The organism is Acinetobacter sp. YH12098, assembly GCF_013419235.1.
In the GTDB taxonomy this organism is placed as follows: Bacteria; Pseudomonadota; Gammaproteobacteria; order Pseudomonadales; family Moraxellaceae; genus Acinetobacter; species Acinetobacter amyesii.
Map to the genome: position 1 here is coordinate 49685 of NZ_VPAO01000019.1, position 21244 is coordinate 70928.

The window sequence follows — 21244 nt, forward strand, 5'->3', positions numbered from 1 at the left end:
AAAATAACGACCAACACCCAATTTAATTCATGCCTGTTGATTTTGCAAAATCCTTTTCAATAATCTTTGATATACAAATCATAAATCGACCTTCATTTCCAATCATTTATTTCATCGGATTGATCTGAGAATGAACTAAAAATGTATTTTGTCTTTATTGTCCTCAATTATTTCTAGCCAAGCACGCGTTGCGGGACTCATGGCAACAGTGGTATTCCAGGCCATACTGAGTTTCCAGTCTAGGTTTGGATTTTCTAATTCAGCCATATGGTATTTTGCCGCATCAAGTTGTTCACAATAAATTTTAGGCAGGAGTGCAATCCCGACATTTGAATCTACCATTTTGGCGATGAAGTCCCACTGGCTACTTTTACACACTACATTGGGCTCAAATCCGACGTAATTTGCCGCCTGTATAATGATGTCATTGAGTGTGAAGGTATCATCATATAATAAAAAGGATTCTTCTTTTAATTCAATCAGCGATACTGTTTTTCGCTTACGCCACTGTGAGTTTTTTTTGGACAATAGACACAAAGGTGACTCCATCACTGGAATACCACTCAGCACCGGTTTCAAGTGACCCAAAATAATCCCGACGTCGACCTGTTTTTTTAAAATGGCACTTTCTATACCTGTCGCCCCAACCTCAAAAAAGCTCAGTTCAATATTGGGGTATTTTTTATGAAACAGCGCGATTAACTGACTGAACAACACTGATGCCAATGGCGGTAAACCTAGGGTCAATTTACCTTGTTTTAAGGCACGAACTTGGGTAACGGTATCAAGCATCCGTTGTTGTTCATTCAATATCACTAAGGCATGCTGATAAATCTGCTCTCCCATATAGGTGAGCTGTGCTTCCCTTTTTCGACCTGCTTCTCCTTTATGAAATAAAGGCACGCCGATCTCGTCTTCTAACTGACGAATTAATTTACTAATGGTCGGCTGAGTGACAAAAAGCGCTTCTGCTGCATGACTAAAACTCTGTTTTTGTACGATGGTCACAAAGACTTTTAGGCTTTTAATGTCCATTATTATTCCATTTAAGCATAATTAATAATTAATTATTCATAATTATACAGGGTATGCACTTTTAAAATAGCGTCATCTCCTATTCTACTGTCGTCTCATGGATACGTTTCCACAATCTACTTCCAAATTTACCCAGTTTCTTAAAACTTTAGCGCAGCTAAGTTTATTGATATTGATCTGGTGGATTGGCTCTTGCATTCAATCTTGGTTTAACTTGCCGATCTCTGCTGGCGTGATTGGTTTATTGCTCCTTTTAGCCGCATTGTTGAGTGGTTTATTTAAAATGCAGTGGATCAAACAAGGCTCAGATTTTATTTTGGCTGAACTGGTTCTATTCTTTATCCCCTGTGTAGTTGGATTAATTAAATATCAAGATTTATTACTCAGCTCTGGCTGGCAGTTAATTTTAGCCGTGGTACTGGGTACCGTCTGTGTCATGGTGTTTACAGCATTTACGGTTTATTGGGGCTTTAAACTCGAGGCAAAACTTAAAGCGAAACACCAAACTGCGACAGATCATGATGTCAACACAGCAGGTAAAACCTTATGAACGATTTTGGGTTGAACAGCATCTCTGTATTGTTTTTCGTCCTGACCCTTGTCGGTTATATTTTGGCGAAAAAGCTACATCGTAAGTTACCGTATATGGTTCTTTCCCCTGCACTATTCGTCCCGTTTGTGCTGATTATACTCATGCTTTGCTTTCATATTTCATATGACACCTATATGCAAGAAAGCCAATGGATTGTATGGATGCTCGGCCCGGCAACTGTGGCCTTTGCTATTCCCATCTATGAATATCGACAAATTATCCGTCAGCATGCGCTGAGTATTAGTTTGGGCATCGTGATTGGCATGTTAGCAGGAATTATCAGTGCTTTTTATTTGGCACAGTTGTTTCAGTTTGACCAAGAAACGTCTTATAGCTTAATGGCACGTTCCATTTCTACCCCCTTTGCCATGGAACTTACCTCGAATATTGGGGGTTCAGTCGAATTGGTGATTCTATTTACCATGATTACTGGGATTGCCGGCGTGGCTTTGGCTGACCTAGTTTTGGCTGGGCTTAAATTGCATTCACGCTTTGCGCAAGGTGCGGCTCTTGGCAATGCTGCACATGGATTTGGTACAAGTAAGGCGTTATCACGTCATAAAGAAGAAGGTGTTGCAGCCTGCTTGAGCATGGTACTAGCTGGGGTCTTTATGGTATTGCTTGGGCCATCACTTATTCATTTGGTCATTTATCTATTAGGATAAAATAAAAAGCCCAGTGCATTAGCTGGGCTTTTTTTAAATCAGGAGTTAAGTCATTTCACTGTAAAACTAAGCAATTACATAATGAAGTGCTATGACAAACGCTAAAAGACTCGACACCTCTGTGATTTCAATCGCTGCACCAATTGTATCGCCCGTCACGCCACCTATACGCTGAATAAATTTCCATCGTAAATACAGTAAAGTACAAATAAACGTAAATATACTCACAACTCCAGGCCAGCTAAAATACAAACATGCACTTAGGCAGAGTGTAAATATCATGTATGCCGACTTTCGTGGAATAGTTGCTGCTATCGATGAGCCTAAGCCTTTTTCACGGACATACTGAGTTGTTAAAAACAAAAATAAAGGGGCTAAACGACCTAATACTGGAAATACAATCAATGCCAAATACATTTGCTGTTGTAGCAAAACATAAAGTGCCGACCATTTGAGTAAGCAAATCACGACGAGGCTCAACACACCAATCGGCCCACATGCAGGGTCTTTCATGATTTTAAGTGTACGCTCGGCATCACCAAAGCCACCGACCCACGCATCTGCCGTATCTGCTAAACCATCTAGATGTAAACCACCTGTGAGCCAAATCCAGACCACAAGCAAAATACTGCTAAGTAAGATGATCGGCAGGCTGTGAAATGTGAAAGCAAGCAAGGCAAGAATGCCGCCAATCAACAATCCCACCGCTGGATAAAACAGCAAAGACTGTCCATTTTGCTGTTTCGATGGCATCGCTTTGAGTTGAATCGGGAAAGTCGTGAGAAACTGGAGAGCAATCCAAAAAGGTGTCATTCACTTTGCTCCAAAATACGAATATTTGCACGATTTTTCACAATGAATGAATTTAATTGTCCCAATTCGGCAGTCATTTTTAATAAATCATCTAAATGACTTTGCTGTGCCATACATTTTAATAATTTAATCACACCACCATGGGAAACCAATAAAACGCGGTCCCAATGATGCTGTTGAGCCTGCAAAACTAGCTCATCTAGACCGCTTAATATCCGTTGTTGAAATTGCTGAAGACTTTCTGCATTCGGTGGCGTAAATGTACTTGGACTTTGCCAAAACTGTGCGAGTAACTCTGGGGTGTTTTCATAGATATGCTTGGTTGATACTGCTTCCCAGTCACCAAAATGCATTTCTTGAAACTTCGCATTTTCAAACATTGGACGTTCAAGCTGTTGAGACAGTTCCAAAGCAAATAAACGGCAACGCTGTAAGTCAGAAGTGATGATGACATCCCAGCTCGCTAAACCGTATGTATACGTACCGTCTAATGCTTCATCTATGGTCTGCTGCATCTGCTGCCAACCTTTTTGCGTCAAAGCATCATCTGTAGAGCCACGTAAGGTATGGCTCAGTTCAGTCTCACCATGACGCAATATATCTAAACGGAAATGTTCCATTTAAACTTTTTCACCAATCACAGCAGCTTGTGCGAAAGTCGCCATGTTATTATGTAAGCGACATGCCAAACGAATTAAACCCAAGGCCGCACCGGCACCGCTGCCTTCACCTAAACGTAAATTCAACTTTAAGAGTGGTTCAGCTTCAAGGGCTTGGAGTAAACGTTGGTGCCCATATTCAGCCGATTGATGACCAAAAAGCATCCACTCACGTACAGCAGGATTTAAACGAACAGCGACCAAGGCAGAAACCGTACTAATAAATCCATCCACGACCATTGCCAGACCCAATTGCGCACAGCGAATGTACGCTCCAACCATCGCGGCAATTTCCAAACCACCTACAGCACATAGAGCTTTAAAGACATCTTGGCCGACATAGTCCTGATGTAAAGCTAAAGCTTGATCAATCACTTGTTTCTTATGTGCCAATTGTTCAGCACGAATACCTGTACCAACACCTGTCAGTTTTTCGGCCGGCTCATTAAATAAAAAACATGCGACAGCAGAAGCCGAACAGGTATTGCCAATGCCCATTTCCCCTGCGACATAAATAGACGCACCTGCAGCGATAGCATCTTCAACACTTTTACGGCCAAGATTCATCGCTTCAATACATTGTGATTCGGTCATCGCAACAGTTTTAGCAAAATTTGCCGTACCTGCGGCAATACAGTGGCGCTCTACCCCTGCATATTCATAGGCTTCACCCACCGAACCACAGTCAATCACTTGTAGTTTGGCTTGATACTCACGTGCAATGACACTAATACATGCACCACCGGTCGTGAAGTTTTGTAGCATTTGGCGTGTGACAGCTTGAGGATAGGCCGAAATATTTTCTTCCATCACACCATGATCACCTGCAAAGATGGTGATCCATGGAAAATCCATATTAGGCTGATCTGTATTTTGTAATGATGCAAGTTGCACCGCAACATTTTCAAGTTCTGAAAGCGAGCCCGTAGGTTTAGTTAGCTGTAACTGGTGATTTGACGCCTGTTGCTTAGCTTCGATACTTGGATTTTGACAGGGTTCTTGCCACCAGTTCATGCTTTATCTCCTTTTAAGATCATTGGAAAACCTGCAACACAAAACACCACATGGTCAGCGATTTGACCAATTTGTTGATGTAAGCGCCCAGATTCATCGACGAATTTTCGACTGATTTGTCCCATAGGAACAACGCCCAGCCCAGTTTCGTTACTGACTAAAATAATGTCTGACTTTAATTTTGGCAGCACCGTAAGTAATTTTTGGCATTGATGCTGTTGAAAGTCTGCTTGTTCATGCAGCAATAAATTACTCATCCACAGCGTTAAACAATCGATAAGAATGGTTTGATGAGCTTGGTCTATTTCAACTAAGCGGTCGGCTAAATATAGAGGCTCTTCAATCAGCCCCCAATGTTCAGGTCGGTCTGCTTGATGATGCTGAATTCGCTCCTGCATTTCATCATCATAGGCTTGTGCTGTAGCCACATAGATCACGGCTTGAGCACTTTCTTTGGCTTTTTGTTCTGCAAGTCGGCTCTTACCTGAACGCGCCCCACCCAAAATGAAATGAATCATGACTGTGCCATCTCTATATTTTGTCTAAACTGATGTTGATAATAAGGACTTAATGCCCCTTGTAGTACTTGAGCCTGATAATGACCAAAAGTCAGTTGCTCGCTTTCAAAATCAAAGCAGTGCTGTTCAACTTGTTGGATTCTTTCAAAAATATCATCGCTATTCCATGCCTGTTTATACAAGCCCAATGTGATATGCGGACAATATTCGATCGGTGCAATTTCATTCGAACTTAAATTAAAAGCTTGACGTAGATGCTCTAACTTACGATCTAAATCCACAATTTCAATAAACAGCGCGCTTTGAAAGCTATTGATCTGACCTGTACGTAACCGAATATTAGATAGCGATAACTGTCGAAGTTGTTGTCGGTGCAGTGCCAATTCATCTGCTGAGAAATTATCATTCCATCGTTGTTCAGAATGATCTATTAATTGGGTTTTATTTAACTCTTCAATAAAGCCACAAATAAACACGGTAATATGAAATTGGCGCGTATTTGGCGTGTATAAAAGATCTGAAAACTGCGCTCGAAGTGCTGCGAGATACGCCAATAATTCAGGATCCTGTATTTCTATATACCACAAAGCATAGTGCTGACGACCTTGATGCCAATCGGGATAATCCTGATTGAGCGTCGGTACGACTTGCATTGAGGGTTTTAAAAACACAGATAAATCACTTTAAATTCAATCTGCTTTATTAAAGCATGAATCAAAACAGACTTTGCCCAATTTTGATTTAGTAATATTCATTTAAAGCTGAAATTCATTCATCTAAAGCTTCTTTGTAAGAAAAAAATGCCGAGTCATACTCAGCATTTTGATTCAATATACATTGCGCACAGATAAGCATTATATTTTAGGCAAATTTCGCAGTATCTTTCTGATCTTGCGTTACAGCATGGTTTTTCCAAGATGTAAACTGCTCTGTGGACTGATCAGAAAAATGCTGCAACTGTATCATTACATTGGCCTCAATCTGTTCAATACGTTCCAGTTGTTCAAGCTCGTTGGTCTTTTTCAGTTCTGAAAATTGCAACTGGATAAAGTTGATAGCCTGATCCATCGTACATTGATTTACACTCACGGCATACATCAAACCATAGACAATCCCTTGTTGTAGATGTGTTGTCTCCAGTCCATATTTCACATTGGTCGCCAACGAGCCCAACACTCGTTCATTAATTGCAAGTTTACGTAAAGGATCTCGTGCCACACGCGCACATGGATCTTTATACGCATGTTCACAAGAGTTTATAAAGCTTTCTGCCAGTCGTGTTAGATCAAAAGCACGATTTGGTAAGCATCGTGCTAAACCAGCCTGCACCTCGCCAATGAGTTCATGCATAAATTGATCAACGCGATTATCTGCAAGTGCCACACCTATGGTTTGATGATTGAACAGTGCAGATTGCCAAGCCAACATGGCATGCACGCCATTCCATAAGCGATTTTTAATTAACTGGATATCTTCAATATGATCGACCAAAATCATTTGACGCATTTTTTCTAACAAAGGACTGTTATTTTCTACATAGATCGGCATGTCAGATTCTGCGTTAAATAAAATTAAATCCATGCTTTGCAATATATGACTTGGGTGAAAATTGCGTCGCATATCCTCAACATATAAAGTAGCTTGACGCTCCTGATCAGGATTTAATTTCGTCGCATCTTCTAAGTCTAATTGAGCATCCACTTCAACTTCATCTAATTGAAATTGTTTGAAAATATTATATTTTATACGGAGCTGACGATATAAATTTTGGTCACTCAACTTAGATACCATGCGGTTGACCACGGTATCGCAAAAATAGTGTTGTTGCATGATTTTCTCAGCAACGACCGCCCCTGCAAGCTCAGTTAAAGCCTGTTTTAAATGTGTCATTAATAAATGTTTTGCCCCGACTTTGTTCAAAATAATGAGCATCGTTAGGGGTTCGATGGCTTTCTCATCATGTGCAATATGTCGTGCATACAGGCCTTGTGCAATGGTATTGGCTTCTTCCGCAATCGCTTTTTCAGGCAAACAGATGGCAACCAAACTCGACTCTGTGTACATCTCTTGCATCTGCTGAATATTTTCAGCATCAATGACTGCCATGTTTTCAATGCGTTCGTCATAAGACAATTGACCATAGCGAATACAATAGGTACCAAATGCATTGACCGCAGAGCGATATAAAGGGTTACGTGTCGAAGCATAGATTTTTTTCGGGCGAGTATAACCATCCCAATGCGACAAAATTTGAGCTAAATAGCCACCACCAATCGCTCCAAAACCATGAATACCGACAGTGAGCTGATTAAGGGTTTGTGGAAAAGCCTCTTGCACATGCGGCATCTCTAAATGCGCAGTGAACGGGTCAAGTTCCGTCAAACAGTCATACATACATTCATAATAATATTTGGCTTTGGACAGCATGTTTTGATTGGGCGATTTAATATCTTTAAACAGTACGGTAATACCGCCAGCCTCAAAGGCCGAAGTCACACCATTTTCCGAGTCTTCAAACATCAAACAATCAGCAGGATTTAAATTCAGCTTTGCGGCAGCACGCATAAATATTTCAGGATGTGGCTTACCATTTTCAACTTCATCGCCACAGACTAAGACATCAAAGAACTTATACACATTGGCATTGATGAGATATTCTTCTGCGATTGCACGGCGACTCGATGTTGCCACGGCCATCCTCAGTCCTGACTTGCGTAAGCGTTCTAATACTTGAACCAAGCCTTTTTTGATCGGTACACCAAACTGACGAACATGCTCCAACTCTAATTCATCTGCGCGTTTGCGAATATCTGCGTATGGAATGTTTTCATCATATTCGGCTTGGGCCAATCGATGCGCGCTTTGTGCACTTAACCCCAAACAATTCATCAGATATGATTCGGAAAACTCAACACCGATCAATTCAAGAGATGCCTGTTTCAATGTTTGAAACCGTAAACGTTCAGTATCAAACATTGTTCCATCCATATCAAAAATGGCGCCCAGAACCAAATCATTATTAAATTTAAGCATTTAACCTCCGTTATTTTTTATGTGAAAAGAATAACGGAGAAAACTATTGATTCAGTACTTTGAGAATTAATGAAACAATTGTGGTTATTTTTTAATCAAAAAGCTTGCTTTTAAAATCTATTTTGTAAAATCAATCGCTGATCAAGTAACATCATGTAATCAAAACCCACTGTTGTCAGGATGGTACGGTCTACACAGTGATCTATTGCTGTAAATATACAATTCACTGCAATTTCACTCAGTAACTCGCTTCACGGTTTGAGTTTTGGTTTGAAATAAAAAGAATACGATCAGACCGAGCATCACTAAAAATAAAAAATAATACGGAAATTCTTTGTGCCACTGATATAAACCCGTACTAATCAGTGGCCCGACAACAAAGCTCAAAGCCTGAGTGGCTGTACACCAACTTGCCACCTTAGTCTGTAACGCACTGGGCGCCGTTTGCGCTGCACCCGTTGTAAATGCAGGGATTAAACATGCAACCGATATACCATATAAAAGATATGTAGCTTGAAATATCTGTAATTCAGTGGTGAAAACCGAAATCAGCAAGGCTGCTGCCATGCTAAACAGCCCAACCCACAGTAAGCGATATACGGACCAATTTAAATACTTAGAAATCAGCGTTTGCATAATCACCAAAGCGATACCCACGACGAGAGAACACTCTGCAAAATGCACTGCACCCTCTGCAGCAGTCATATTAAAGCGGTCTTGAATATAAAACCCTGCCGTTAAATTCACTGTCACGATGGCAAGATAGAGACTAAATCCCAACATTAACCATGGATAGCATTGCTGAATGCTCAAATCCGTAGATGGTGACTCATGCTTTTCTGTCACTGGCTTTTCAACGCTATGCTGTTCGGTATGTCGGTCAAAGCTGAACACCAAGACCGCAGAAATCAACGCTAAAATAATGATTGCTGCCCAAAGCGGCGTCATGATTCCACCAAAGCCCAACAGTAAGGTTGTTAGAAATGGACCAATGATCACGCCTGCACTGTTTAATGCACCGAATTTTGACATTGCTTGTGAACGCTGCTGCTCATTGTTAAAACGAGTCATCACATAAGTTTGCAAGGCAATCTGTGGCATCGCCATAAATACCCCAGTGGCTGCACGTGAAAGCATTAGTAAACTAAACAGCAACAACATCCCTATCTGAACAGAAAGGCCATACATCAACACTGCAGTAAATAGCCCCCATGTCACAGCCATGCCCACAAAACCGATACTCAAGAGTTGATAAATCGAAAACTTGGATTGATTTTTTGAAATGTAAATCGCACCGATAGCCATCAGCAGCGCACCGACGGAAACCATCGCGCCGCCTTGTAGTTCAGAAAGCTTTAACTCTCGAACCAATGGCGCCAACAGCGGCAATATCATCGAGAAACTTGCACCATTGGCAAGACTGGCAGCAATAAACAGTTTATTATTTCGATCCATTATTTTTGTTATCCATTTTTAATGGCTACGTTATAAACAATAGAGGTGACTTAAGCCACCTCTATTTTGTAAGTCACGATCCCGTGCTTTAAACCCGATTCAGGATTTAAATCAGTATTTCACGGTATAACTTAAACCGTAGATACGACCTTGAGCAGCTAGGCTAGAAATTGGGCCATAGACAGTTTCAACCGACTGGCTGTATACCGATTTATAATCCGTATTCCACACGTTGTAGACACCAAAGCCCACATTACCCGGTCCTACTTTTGCATTGGCAATCACGTCCATCGTTGCAAAGCCTTTAATTGCCGCTGCTGGAGCAGATCCATATTTCACAGCGTCTTTTTGGGCTTTGTCTGTACCGCCAATCGCTAAAGCTTGAACACGTAGGCTCATGTCATTATCAAATTGCCACTCTGAAAATGCTGTTCCTTTTAAAGGTGCTACACGAATAGCATCCAATTCTTGCCAGTCACCTTGGGTATTTTCAAATTGGCCCGTGGTATATGCAACTGTGCCCCCAACCGTCCAATTTGGTTGAACTTCATAACTGGCATTGGCTTCGACACCATAGATACGTTCATCGGTATCAATAACATCAATGGTGTAATTCGGCGCACCAAATTTCAGGCTTTTATCTGAGTCATTATAAAAAGCCGTCACTCCTGCATTTAAACCACCGGCATTTTGTACACGCCAACCGAGTTCATAGTTATTGACTTTAATCGGGTCAATGGTTTGGCTATTAATCACAGAATTTACCGGCACATCGCGCAGCATACGTTGCACATCGGGCAAGTTTGAACCTTGTGAGAAATTGGCAAACACTTGCTGTGCATCTGTTAAGTGATACACCGCGCCAACATTAAACAGCGTTGCATCATGTTTTACTTTGCCGCCATTCAGTGTTTTCGCCACATAACCTGGGGTTAAATCTGCAGTAATTGCTTCCATATAAGGCACAGATGAATCGACATCGCTTTCTACACGTTCATGGCGAATGCCTGCTTGTAAGCCAAGTCGGTCGGTTAATTCATATTGCGCTTGGGCAAATACGCCAAGTTTTTCTGTTTCAACATCTGGGCCAAAGGCATAGTAGTTAAACGGCTGATAACTCAAACCATTACTTTGAATAAACGTTGCGCTGTCATACATTTGGATATTTTGTTGATCTTTTTCATTTTCATAGTCCACACCATAGGTTAGCCCCAGTTCACGACCATTTAAGTTAAGATCTTTTTGTAGAGCAACACGTGCGCCTAACACATCAATATCGGTTTCTGACTGATACACCAAGAAGAGTTCAGGTGCCATTTGACGTGCAGATGGGAACCACCGTGCTTTTTCATTTCGATAATAGGTTTCAGCGTTTAGACGGTGGCCTAAAATATCTTGATTTTCATATTGTGCGTTGACGCTATAACGTTCAGTTTGTGGTTGTTCAGCAAGTAGTAAGCCCTTTACTGCATTTAATGACAACGGCAGCTTGCCACCCACGGGCTGTGAGCGCAGCGCATTTAAATTTGGACCATAGTCAGGTCCATAATCACTATCTTGCTCATCATTATAATATTGCGCGCCAAAACTCAACGTTTGACCATCGGCAATTTTCCAACTGACACGACCATTTAGATCTAAAGTGTCGGTATCTTGACGGTCTGTTTGCGCAATTTCAGGTCCAATACGGTTGCCATGGCTATCTTGTATTTCGCCACGTTTGGTATAGCTTGCACCTAAAGTTCCGCGTAAATTGCCTTGATTAAAATTCATGGTTTGCGCAGCTTCATAAGCCAGCGCATCGGACTTAAAGTTATTACCAGAAGTGACTCCTACTTTTGTTTCAAAACTCAGCGGCTCAGATCCACCTCGTTTAGTGATGATATTGATAATACCGCCTGTCGCACCTGAACCATAAATACTACTTGCACCAGAGACCACTTCAATTCGTTCAATCATCGACGGGCTAATACTTGCCAGTTGTCGAGATCCATCACGATATCCCGTTTGCGGCACACCATCGATCATGTATTGCACCACACGTCCACGCATGGTCATCCCATAGTTAGACGTTGTACCACTTGATGGAGTCAGTGATGGCACCAATAAACCGACAATATCAGCTGTGCTTTTACCTGCATTGGCTTGTTTTTCAATTTCTTCTTTAGGAATGCTGTACACCGTACCCGCAATATCTGCAATGCTTTTCGCAGAACGAGTTGCCGTCACAACAATCGGTGCCATTTTAGTAGCTTCTGCAGTTTGTGTTTCAACTGCAGTATTTTGTGCAGTGTCTGTCGTGACCTCTTGCGCATAAAGCTGAGTGCAAATTGCTAGGCTGAGACAAGTCAGTTGCATCGGTAGAGCTAAACGTTTCATATTCTTTTCCATTTCTTAGAGTTCCGATTGAGTCGGAAGTGTTTGAGTTTTTAAATTTTGTGTTTTTAAAACAATGCGCTGACTAATTAAGACGCTGATTACTGAGCCGATTGCCAGTACTAGATAAAAATGTCCATAGCCTAATGATTTTGCGAGAAAGCCTGAAAATGCGCCGCCAATAAAGTAAACAAGCAATTCAAAGCACACTAATATGGTGAAATCGGTACCCGCCTGTTCTTTAGAACTGGTCTGCATGAAATAGGCATAGAGTGATGTCATGGCGATATAACGAATGGCTAGCATCAACACGACAAATACACCTAAAAGCTGATGCCATTGATTCAACCACCCCAATACAACGGCTGCCCCAATCACGGCATATAGCAATGTACGCAACCATCCTGCCCAGACCAACAACTGCGTCGCTTTGATTTTTTTCAGCAATACAGCTGCACTAACAGCTGCAATCAGACCGACACCGGCACCGACCACAGACATCAACACCCCGATCTGAGACAGTGACCATTTTTGGTCGATCAACATCGGATTCAGCATCGCCATAGCGGGTGCTTCCACCACGCGATAACAAATGATGAGCAGCAAGGCCCAACGAATTTCAGGCCGTTTAAAAGCTTGACGTAGGCTTGGCTTAGCTTTGGCAATTTGAGCTTGTGGTTCTTCTTGAATAAAAAACACAGCAAACATGGTTAAAAATGTCAGCAGTGCTAAAGTTGTGAGCGCTGACTGCCAACCCCAATATTGGTAAATCCATAAAGTCGCAGCGCCACCTAGCATGCTACCGACGGCCACCCCAATACTCTGTGCCATACTGCCCAGACGGTAATTGCCTTCAGTAAATTTCTCTACGGTATAACCATCAATCGCAATATCTTGCGTTGCTGCAAACGTTGAAATCCATAAACCAACAATGACAAATAAAGTCAGCCCATAAGAAAACTGCGTAAAGGCTAAAACCAGTACCCCCAGTACCAATGCGATTTGCGTAAACAACAGCCATGTTTTACGTTTACCGAGTTTTTTGACATAGAGCTGATCGATCCAAGGCGCCCAAAAAAACTTGAATGCCCATGGAATATAAAGCAGCGATAACATGCCGATCCAGCGTAAATCTACCCCTTGATGTCGTAAAATGGCAGGCAAAGCCACATTGTAAAAATACAAAGGCAATGCATGTGCTAAGTACAAAATAATCACGACGCTCAAACTCAGGACTGAAATTTGAGATGGTGAAATTGCATGATTTAATTTTCTTGGGTGTTGTTGCATATCCACCTCTGCACTGCCCATTGCAGCGCATCAGACTGTTCTAATGAAACGTAATAAGGCACACGCCACGCTGCATGCAGCGCGGGTGTATTTAAACGTTTGAAGTCATCTGGATCTTGCGCAATACGCACCAGACCCAAACAATATTGAAAAAAGAGATGTTTAAACTTCTTGTACCAAACGGCCTGTATTTGCCGATATTCTTCAGGAAAAGTCGTTCCCTCAGCCGTTTGCATAACCAAAACAAAGGGCTGACTTTTCAGAAAAAAGCGCTCAACTTGAGTCAACCATTGTTCAAACTCTTCCACTGAAACATGCGCTGAAAAGCGCATGTCCAGTATGTGCATGTGGGTGCAGCGATAACTCATGACACCGCCTTAGCTAGTTGCTGATGCTGAAATGCCTTGGAGTCGTTTAAGTAATGACCAAATTTTGAATAAAATGTTTCTCTAAAGCAGTAATACAACATGGCGGTCTTTTCAGGCATTGGGATTAGGCGCTGCGCTTCATAGCACATGTCTTCAACCACAACGGCATAAGGCTTCACACTATGATCAGGTTCTCCCACAATCTTGGCTGATGCAGCATTTTCAAAGATATAAAAACTCAATAAACGCATGACGGGACGTAAATAGCCTTTACCAAAAACGGACTTTTCACCAAATAACAAATGCCAACCTAGATCAAGCTCATCACCGTCGTAGTACAAACCTAATCGATCCCGTTTTCCTTCGTAGATCTCTGTGTAGCCCACATCTTCACCATTTACCCCCACAATCAAAATTCGGTGATGATCATCTGCCAGCATTTTTTCGTAATACACTTTTAGTTCAGTTTCTGACTTATTGAGCTGCCACTGTGGAATAACATGAGGTTCATGCATCCATTTATGAACCAAAGCCATATCTTCTGGATATTGCATTTGTCGTAAGTAGTATTGCGTCTCATTCTCATGGTATTCATAAAAATCAGGTAGTTGTCGTGATAACGTTGTCATGATGTCGTCCTTTAAATTTGTTTAATCTTTTCTGTTCTTAGCTCAAAAATCTGTTTATGACGCAATACGATTAGTTGTCGTTTTCTGTTCGGCGGTATGCTGTTGTTTCGCCCACTGATTTAAAGTGCTTGGACTCACAGGGTTTGCAATAGGATCTAAAAATACAGGTACTGGTCGTTCTGCTTCGTCGTTATAACTGGTGGTAAACAGTCGAACACGGTTCAGACAAATTTTCTCGAAACGTGGACGGAACATACTGAATTTTTCAATACGATCTGCCAATTCAGGATGTGCCTGATGAAATTCGTCAATCACGGTGGAGATGGTTTGCCAAAACTCAAGTTCTGTATGCTGTGGATAATCTTCAAGGAAGACATTACAGATATAGCGGTAATGCACCATGAACAAACCTGTAAAGATAAAGTGGCTAAGTTCTTCAGCAGGATGACGCAGTAAAATTTGCCCTTCAGGTGGTAAATTTTCGAGTTCTGGAAAATCTTCATCAACTAAATTGACATCATCAATAAAGTCCTTCAGCACCATTTTTTTTGGTAGACCATTTTCATGGATTAACATGGTGTTTTCACCGTGTGGAGAAAAAGCCAAACCATATTTGTATAAGCAAATCAGTAGCGGTGTTACACAAACTTCGGCAAATCGTTTCAACCATTGCAAAGGCGTTAAACCTGAAGCTTGAATCAACACGGATAAAATAGACTGACCGTTTAGGTCTCGATGTAACAATGCTGCTTGGGAAAGCGCCAACTGATGTTCACCGATACAAGGCTCTACACTTTCACGCCATAGGCAACCAAACAATTCTTTAAATTGGTAAGGCGCACCGTCTATCTGATCAAAACACGGCTGTTGCAAAGTGAGACTTGCGACTTCGCCCAAAAACTCCACCTGAGTTTTTTGCAGGTCTACATCATGATGTTGAATGTCCTTCAGCCAAGCGGTCACCGCAGGTGCAGCTAAATTTCGTTTTGAAGGCAAACCTCGATATACCGCCGTATTAAAGATACTGACAGGTAACTTCACATAATGCCGTTCAGGATGACTGGTATTGCATAAGGTACGAATTGATTGCATTGGCACATAGTCATCTTGTCCAATGTCCAATTCAACAATGCGCTGATCAACGATTTCATTGGCATAGGTCGGGATTAACCACTGATGCCACTGCCACGCATGTACAGGAATAAAATAATACTCAGCAGCATCTACGGCTTTGTCCGCCAATTGCTGTTGAAAATCGTGTAATTGCGCAGAATTCAATTCATGGCGATATAAGCTTTTCGCATCCCAAGCCTCGGTCGAACGAAACTCAGCTAAATTACGATGAACAGCTAACCACAAGACTTTGACTGTTGGAGAAATCTCTGGTGCTGAGCTTAAATAATCATCATAGCCAAAGCCCATACGCCCCTTACTCATAATGAGCCATGGGTGTCCACGTAACATGCCTTCAATTTGATAGTGTGGCGCTGACAGCACAGCCTGACTCAGCAATCTTTGCTCATCAAAAACATGTGCTTCAGCCAACCATGTATTGTTCATTTCTTTAATCAAATAGGCCTTGGTAAAAGGTTTCACTTCAGCTTGATTTGAAAAGGCACGAATAAATTCATGTAGATTCCATGCGGGCTGTGCTGTCGAATCACCTAAATCTCGAACACTCCCTTCAACTATACGCCAATGCCCAAGCAGAAACTGAGTCGCTTCAAATTGATACGTTTTATCATCCAGATTGAGTTGCCAAGTGTTATTTTCCACTGGCTGAATTTGAATAATTTCTTCATATAAAAATTCAGCAATCGCCATTTCAATCAGTCTTTGCCCTGCACGGCGCCACTGCGTTTGATTTATCTGTAATTTTGCAAATGTCATTATAATTTCTCGAGTTTAACCGCATTCTGTTCTTGCTTATTCGGCATGGTCGTATTGCGGTTCATTGCATAGTTGGCAATGGTTTTTTTTACGGATATTGGTCTTTGGATATTGGTTGGCGCTGATTTCTTTACAATGCCCATACTGTGCATTTCAGCATTTTCACTTGGTGAAAAATGTTGGAAACTTTGCGCTTGATCACCCAAATCGTATAAGTTAAAACCCAATAATTGATTGGCAATGACCGCTGCACGGTGGGCTCCAAGCCCTAAGTCTGGTGTTCCTACACCGTGACTGTGCATTTCCTGATTTTGAACAAAAATTTCACCAACAGCGTCATGCTGTACTCGGTAGTCCTGACTGATTTTCCAACGACCGAATTCATCACACTGAATCAGCGGTTTTAGATATTTGAGATATTGCCACTCTGGACTGTGATATCCCGTTGAAGCCACAACAAAGTCTGCATCTAGATAGAATTGTTCTGCTGTGACTTTGTGCTGAAACTGCAAACGGATGCCCGCGCCATGCGGCTCGGCAGCGACCAAACCCACCTGAGCATGTAAATGCGTCTGTTTAATATTTTGACCAATGCTCCGGTGATATAGTTTTTGGTAAATATCACGGATGGTTTTTGCACTGATGCCCTTATATAACAGGCCTTGTTGCTTCAATAGTTCGGCTTTATTTTCTGGGCTCAGTTGATAAAAATGCGCGGTATAATCCGGACTAAAATGCTCCAATCCAAGTGGTGCATATTCCATCGGGAAAAACCCATTAGAACGGGTCAGCCAATGCAACTTAAACTGCGCTGTTGTGGTCTGATCCTGAATATATTGACGATCAAACAGATCCATAAAGACTTCGGCCGAAGACTGGCCTGATCCCAGTACAACCACATTCCCTTTCAAGTGATTTAACGCTGCATTGCAATAATTTGCAGAATGTAAGCAGCGCTCCGGATATTGCTGTTGTATGTCTTTTAGACACTGTGGTAGATGCGGAACATTACCCGAACCAATGACCAAATTTCGGCATTGATAACGTCTAAAACGTCCATCTTGCTCAACCATGACTTCAAAGCCTTGCTCTTGGGCATAAATGGCTTTTACGGTTGATTGATATTGAATATGCTCTAGTTGGTCTGCAACCCACTGACAATAATGATTATATTCACGTCTAGGAATCTGAGCTTGTTCTAAAAAATAGAATTTATATAAACGCTGCTGTGCCTTTAAATAGTTTAAAAAACTAAAAGGACTGGTTGGATCAACCATGGAAACCAGATCGGCCATGAACGGCACTTGCAATACTGTATTGGGCAATTGCATACCCGCATGCCAGTCGAACTGTGGTTTCTTTTCAAAAAATTGATACTGCAAATGATTTTGCTTATGTAGCAAACTCGCCAAACTGAGGTTAAATGGCCCTAAGCCTATCCCAATAAAATCAAGCATATTGCACATCCTTCTGTTCCACACATAAAGGATTTGGCAACTGTACATAAACCGATTGCTGATCGACTGGGGCAATCAATTCATCCAGCTCATACAAGCGCGTCAACAGATTACCCTTATACGGCAAGGTCGGCTGATAAAGTAATGAATGAATCAATGAACTTTCTGGATAAGCCTGATATAAGTCCAACAGTTCATTTTGCAATATCGATATCAGCACTTGCTCTTTGACATATCCAGTTGCACCAATTGCGTTGATAATGCCGAATAAAGTATTACCAAAGAAATAATAGCTAAAGCGCTCATCGACAAAGGCTTTGGAACCCACGGCATGCGCTTTTTCTTGCAACTCTGGAAACGCGCTTAAGACATCACCTGCAAGTTCTTCAATATAGTAAAAGCCTTGATTGTCACGCAGCCATAGATATTTAGGCATTGCATTTTCAAGCTCAAGTAAGACATTTTGCTGATGTGATTCAAAAGCCATTCCGTATCGGTGATACAAATACATCAGTGGTTTTAGACTGATAGCTAAGAATTGTTTAAACCAATTGATCGCAATGGCGCTTTGATCAAGTTCAGGTTGTTGTTTTGCGATTTGTTCGAATAGTGCATTAAAACGGCTTATCGGCTGTGCAGGATGATCTTGACACAATGATGCAATACAACTCACCTGCTGCTTTTCACTAAAAGGCTGATCACGGAAGATGCAAATAGTTTCATCGACTATTTCATCATCTATGCTCAATGCCATCCATGCAGGATCATTCACCGCTTTGAGCGTTGGGCATTGTTTTAAAATACGTTCACCAAGACTTGAATGCCAAAGTCGATGGGTCATTTCACCACGGTGGCATTCTTTGGCCAGATTGACTCGGATTGAATTGGTGATCATCACGGATAGCGACGGTTTTAACATCCACGGCGCTGCAAAACTTGCCATGGTGCGTACCGAAGTTGTTGGGGAAAATGCCCAACCTTTCTCGCCAAAATCGATAATTTTTAATTTGGTTTTTAAGTTTTTAAACCATGTTTTTGACTGTAAATAACGTGCTTGCCAAGGATGCAAAGGCAATAACTTATAATGCGAATAAGCATTCAGTAGCGCTTGATCTGTTTCTGATAAATGCCATTGCAATTCGCTTTTCAATTGCGCTGATACAGCTTGATCTAAAGCTGAACCTTCTTGAATATATTCTGGAGCTACCAACCAATAATGCAGTTGGCTTAGACCTTTGGCTTCTGGCGAATACCTTTCCCAATCTTCATGCACAAAACCGACCCGACTTTTCGGTGCAGGATGCATGCTGTGCCCTAAAATTAAAGCTTGTTCCGATTCAATGAAACTTTGTTCCGCTTGGACCAAAGCCTCAAAATCATGTTCACGTAGTGTCAAAAATTGAATAAGCGCTTCACGACTTTCGATCCAACGCTCTAATAATGATGAAGCATCCAGTGTATGACCTGACTCTTGTACGAGCTGTTCAAGCAATAAATTCGCGATCGCGGTGATACTAAATGACAGTTTCTGTCCTTTATTAAAAACGTATGGGAGATCTGCAAGACGATGTCTACCAACAAGGCTGACATAAGATAGTGGTACAAATAACTGTGATTGAATGCAATCTAAAGGGATGCATAACAACGTCAAGCCTTGGCTAAACGTCAATTGTGATGAATTCTGTTGATACTTTTCCAGCAAAATACCTTTACCGGTTTCTTGTGAGTATGCATTGACAAGATGCTGCATCGCCAAGCGATTAGCAAGCTCTTTCATCTGACCATATCCTCTATTTTTAAGCTTTTCCAAGCTTTGTCATGTAATTATGTTTCTTTAACTGTGCAAGTCATGCTTAGTACGCTGGCCAGCGTGAAACTATGTTAATAATAATCATTATTGTTAATAATTGCATTTTTGTGAAGATTTGCTACAGGATTGCAAATTTGGTCTTATCTCTATGTATTTAAAAATTAATTTTTTTGATATGAACTTTTCTGTTTTTATTTATACAATTTTCTGAAATGGAACTAAATGATAATTTTCTCATTTAGCATAGAACAAATGAATCGAATTGCTTATTTTTTAGCCAAATTATCACATTGTGCAACTTAAACTAAAAACCCATGTCTTTTACATGGGTTTTTATATTCTGCTTTGAACCAAGCTTTTATTTAAATCAAAGAACGAAATGTGCAGTTAAATTTTAATCATTGAAGACTTTACTGGCATCATACTGATCATGCATCTTTATTGACTATAAGCATGCATTTCATAACAAACACCTACTGATTTCTGATCCATATCTTCTATTCAGACTGGCTATACAGCATGAATGATGAATATGTACTCAAACGATTTGGTTGAAATCAATCAATTGATTTAACAACCCAATCCAAAAACTTGTGCTTATCAAAAAAGTCTGGCGCAGCATTCGCAAATACACTTTTTTCTCTGTTGTTAAATATTCCTTTGTAATAAAAAGACCTATCTGCGGTAAATTTTGACTCATCCCCTTCATGTAATTCTTTAAAGAAAATCGATAACTGCATAAATCGACTTTTAGACGCTAAACCATGTTTTTCTAATACAAAATTATAGATTTGCTCAATAATCGCTTTAGTATTTGAATAAGGCATTTTGTTGTCTCTTTATTAGATCGCTCTTTCAAATTACAGCTTTTAAATTAAAATACAACTGTTTTAGTCGGATTTTAAATACCTATTTTTTATAGGTATTTTTACATTTAAATATAATTAAGCACTATTAATGAATGAGCCTCTAAACATGAAGTTTTACTAAATTTTGCTTCTGCGACTTGATGCATTTCCGTTATTCAAAGCTAAAACGGAAATAACAAAAAAGCCCACCTGTTTCCAAGTGAGCTTACAACTACTTCCAATGGCAGGAGTCATGACTGTATTAGCAGAAGGAACTTGTCTGCTTAGTGTGTTACTAACTAAATTAACAGTTGGAAAAGGAATTTGGGATACAGATGAAAAGAAAGCACCGCTTGGAAGTTGCGATATCACTTTACCAGAGCCAAACTTACAACTCGTTGAGGTTGAATTAACATTAGGATACACAGTGAAACCAGCAGATAGTGTGGGATACGTAACCCCTATTCCTCCATATAAGAAATATACTTTTAAACTAAATTCAGCAGCTAAGCGTGTAAACTAATGAAACAAATAATATTTCCATTATTACTATTGTTAGCGGCAGTGTAAAAATGACCCCCTAATGGCATTTAAAAACTGACCCCCTTGGTTAATATAGCGGTCATTTTGGACTGCTCAACATGTTAACTTTGGAGCAAGCAGTAACAATCCAAATACTTCATCAACAAGGTAAATCTATTAAAGCCATTAGTCGTGAACTGGGGCTATCCAGAAATACCGTACGTAAATATTTACGGCAAAACACCACACCTCAGTATCAGCGTATACAGC

General features: G+C 40.9%; 19 protein-coding genes and 1 pseudogene. 4 read left to right on the plus strand and 16 right to left on the minus strand.

Going from position 1 to position 21244, the window contains the following annotated elements:
- Positions 1-135: 135 nt before the first annotated feature.
- A complete protein-coding gene (locus FTU38_RS07970) occupies positions 136-1035 on the minus strand; it encodes a LysR family transcriptional regulator (protein ID WP_180007851.1) in 900 nt (299 codons plus the stop codon).
- Positions 1036-1132: 97 nt separating this feature from the next.
- Between FTU38_RS07970 and FTU38_RS07975 the strand changes: the two genes are divergently transcribed.
- Together FTU38_RS07975 and FTU38_RS07980 are read left to right on the plus strand one after the other, a co-directional pair.
- Complete coding sequence (locus FTU38_RS07975) at positions 1133-1585, plus strand: CidA/LrgA family protein (RefSeq protein ID WP_180022109.1); 453 nt, start codon at positions 1133-1135, stop codon at positions 1583-1585.
- Positions 1582-2292: an LrgB family protein gene (locus tag FTU38_RS07980; RefSeq protein ID WP_171262654.1), complete on the plus strand. Its 711-nt coding sequence runs from the start codon at positions 1582-1584 to the stop codon at positions 2290-2292. Before FTU38_RS07975 ends, FTU38_RS07980 begins: the two co-directional genes overlap by 4 nt.
- A 66-nt stretch (positions 2293-2358) precedes the next feature.
- Here FTU38_RS07980 and FTU38_RS07985 read toward each other — a convergent pair whose 3' ends face one another.
- The 15 genes and pseudogenes from FTU38_RS07985 to FTU38_RS08055 all read right to left on the minus strand — a co-directional run bounded on the left by FTU38_RS07985 (position 2359) and on the right by FTU38_RS08055 (position 20431).
- Entirely contained in the window at positions 2359-3105 is a 747-nt protein-coding gene (locus FTU38_RS07985; RefSeq protein ID WP_180110937.1) for an adenosylcobinamide-GDP ribazoletransferase, read from the minus strand.
- Complete coding sequence (locus FTU38_RS07990; protein WP_180106050.1) at positions 3102-3725, minus strand: histidine phosphatase family protein; 624 nt, start codon at positions 3723-3725, stop codon at positions 3102-3104. The genes FTU38_RS07985 and FTU38_RS07990 overlap by 4 nt, the downstream gene beginning before the upstream one ends.
- On the minus strand, positions 3726-4778 hold the full coding sequence (gene cobT, locus FTU38_RS07995) for a nicotinate-nucleotide--dimethylbenzimidazole phosphoribosyltransferase (protein WP_180110938.1): 1053 nt from the start codon (positions 4776-4778) through the stop codon (positions 3726-3728). It lies immediately after the preceding gene.
- The gene (gene cobU / locus FTU38_RS08000; RefSeq protein WP_180110939.1) at positions 4775-5296 is read right to left on the minus strand and encodes a bifunctional adenosylcobinamide kinase/adenosylcobinamide-phosphate guanylyltransferase; all 522 of its coding nucleotides are present in this window, start codon (positions 5294-5296) and stop codon (positions 4775-4777) included. The genes cobT and cobU overlap by 4 nt, the downstream gene beginning before the upstream one ends.
- The gene (locus FTU38_RS08005; RefSeq protein WP_373683976.1) at positions 5293-5967 is read right to left on the minus strand and encodes a 2'-5' RNA ligase family protein; all 675 of its coding nucleotides are present in this window, start codon (positions 5965-5967) and stop codon (positions 5293-5295) included. The genes cobU and FTU38_RS08005 overlap by 4 nt, the downstream gene beginning before the upstream one ends.
- A gap of 190 nt (positions 5968-6157) precedes the next feature.
- Positions 6158-8329: a bifunctional mannitol-1-phosphate dehydrogenase/phosphatase gene (mtlD, locus tag FTU38_RS08010; RefSeq protein WP_180110940.1), complete on the minus strand. Its 2172-nt coding sequence runs from the start codon at positions 8327-8329 to the stop codon at positions 6158-6160.
- Positions 8330-8563: 234 nt separating this feature from the next.
- Positions 8564-9784, minus strand: coding sequence for an MFS transporter (locus FTU38_RS08015; protein ID WP_180003756.1), 1221 nt, complete (start codon positions 9782-9784; stop codon positions 8564-8566).
- Between the two features lie 111 nt (positions 9785-9895).
- Entirely contained in the window at positions 9896-12163 is a 2268-nt protein-coding gene (locus tag FTU38_RS08020; protein ID WP_180003758.1) for a TonB-dependent receptor, read from the minus strand.
- Positions 12164-12178: 15 nt separating this feature from the next.
- On the minus strand, positions 12179-13450 hold the full coding sequence (locus tag FTU38_RS08025) for an MFS transporter (protein WP_257223031.1): 1272 nt from the start codon (positions 13448-13450) through the stop codon (positions 12179-12181).
- Entirely contained in the window at positions 13426-13818 is a 393-nt protein-coding gene (locus FTU38_RS08030; protein ID WP_078190999.1) for a hypothetical protein, read from the minus strand. The genes FTU38_RS08025 and FTU38_RS08030 overlap by 25 nt, the downstream gene beginning before the upstream one ends.
- Positions 13815-14447: a GNAT family N-acetyltransferase gene (locus tag FTU38_RS08035; RefSeq protein ID WP_168378659.1), complete on the minus strand. Its 633-nt coding sequence runs from the start codon at positions 14445-14447 to the stop codon at positions 13815-13817. Before FTU38_RS08035 ends, FTU38_RS08030 begins: the two co-directional genes overlap by 4 nt.
- A 54-nt stretch (positions 14448-14501) precedes the next feature.
- Positions 14502-16160: pseudogene (locus FTU38_RS08040) on the minus strand (IucA/IucC family siderophore biosynthesis protein); the annotation flags it as partial.
- A gap of 176 nt (positions 16161-16336) precedes the next feature.
- The gene (locus FTU38_RS08045; RefSeq protein ID WP_180110942.1) at positions 16337-17794 is read right to left on the minus strand and encodes a lysine N(6)-hydroxylase/L-ornithine N(5)-oxygenase family protein; all 1458 of its coding nucleotides are present in this window, start codon (positions 17792-17794) and stop codon (positions 16337-16339) included.
- Entirely contained in the window at positions 17787-19571 is a 1785-nt protein-coding gene (locus FTU38_RS08050; protein ID WP_180110943.1) for an IucA/IucC family siderophore biosynthesis protein, read from the minus strand. Before FTU38_RS08050 ends, FTU38_RS08045 begins: the two co-directional genes overlap by 8 nt.
- Positions 19572-20161: 590 nt before the next feature.
- Positions 20162-20431 (minus strand): hypothetical protein, encoded by a 270-nt coding sequence (locus tag FTU38_RS08055; protein ID WP_168378663.1) that lies wholly within the window; start codon positions 20429-20431, stop codon positions 20162-20164.
- A gap of 274 nt (positions 20432-20705) precedes the next feature.
- Between FTU38_RS08055 and FTU38_RS08060 the strand changes: the two genes are divergently transcribed.
- Together FTU38_RS08060 and FTU38_RS08065 are read left to right on the plus strand one after the other, a co-directional pair.
- A complete protein-coding gene (locus FTU38_RS08060; RefSeq protein ID WP_180003768.1) occupies positions 20706-20975 on the plus strand; it encodes a hypothetical protein in 270 nt (89 codons plus the stop codon).
- A gap of 118 nt (positions 20976-21093) precedes the next feature.
- A partial coding sequence (locus FTU38_RS08065) for a helix-turn-helix domain-containing protein (RefSeq protein ID WP_180110944.1) occupies positions 21094-21244 on the plus strand: 151 nt, incomplete at its 3' end.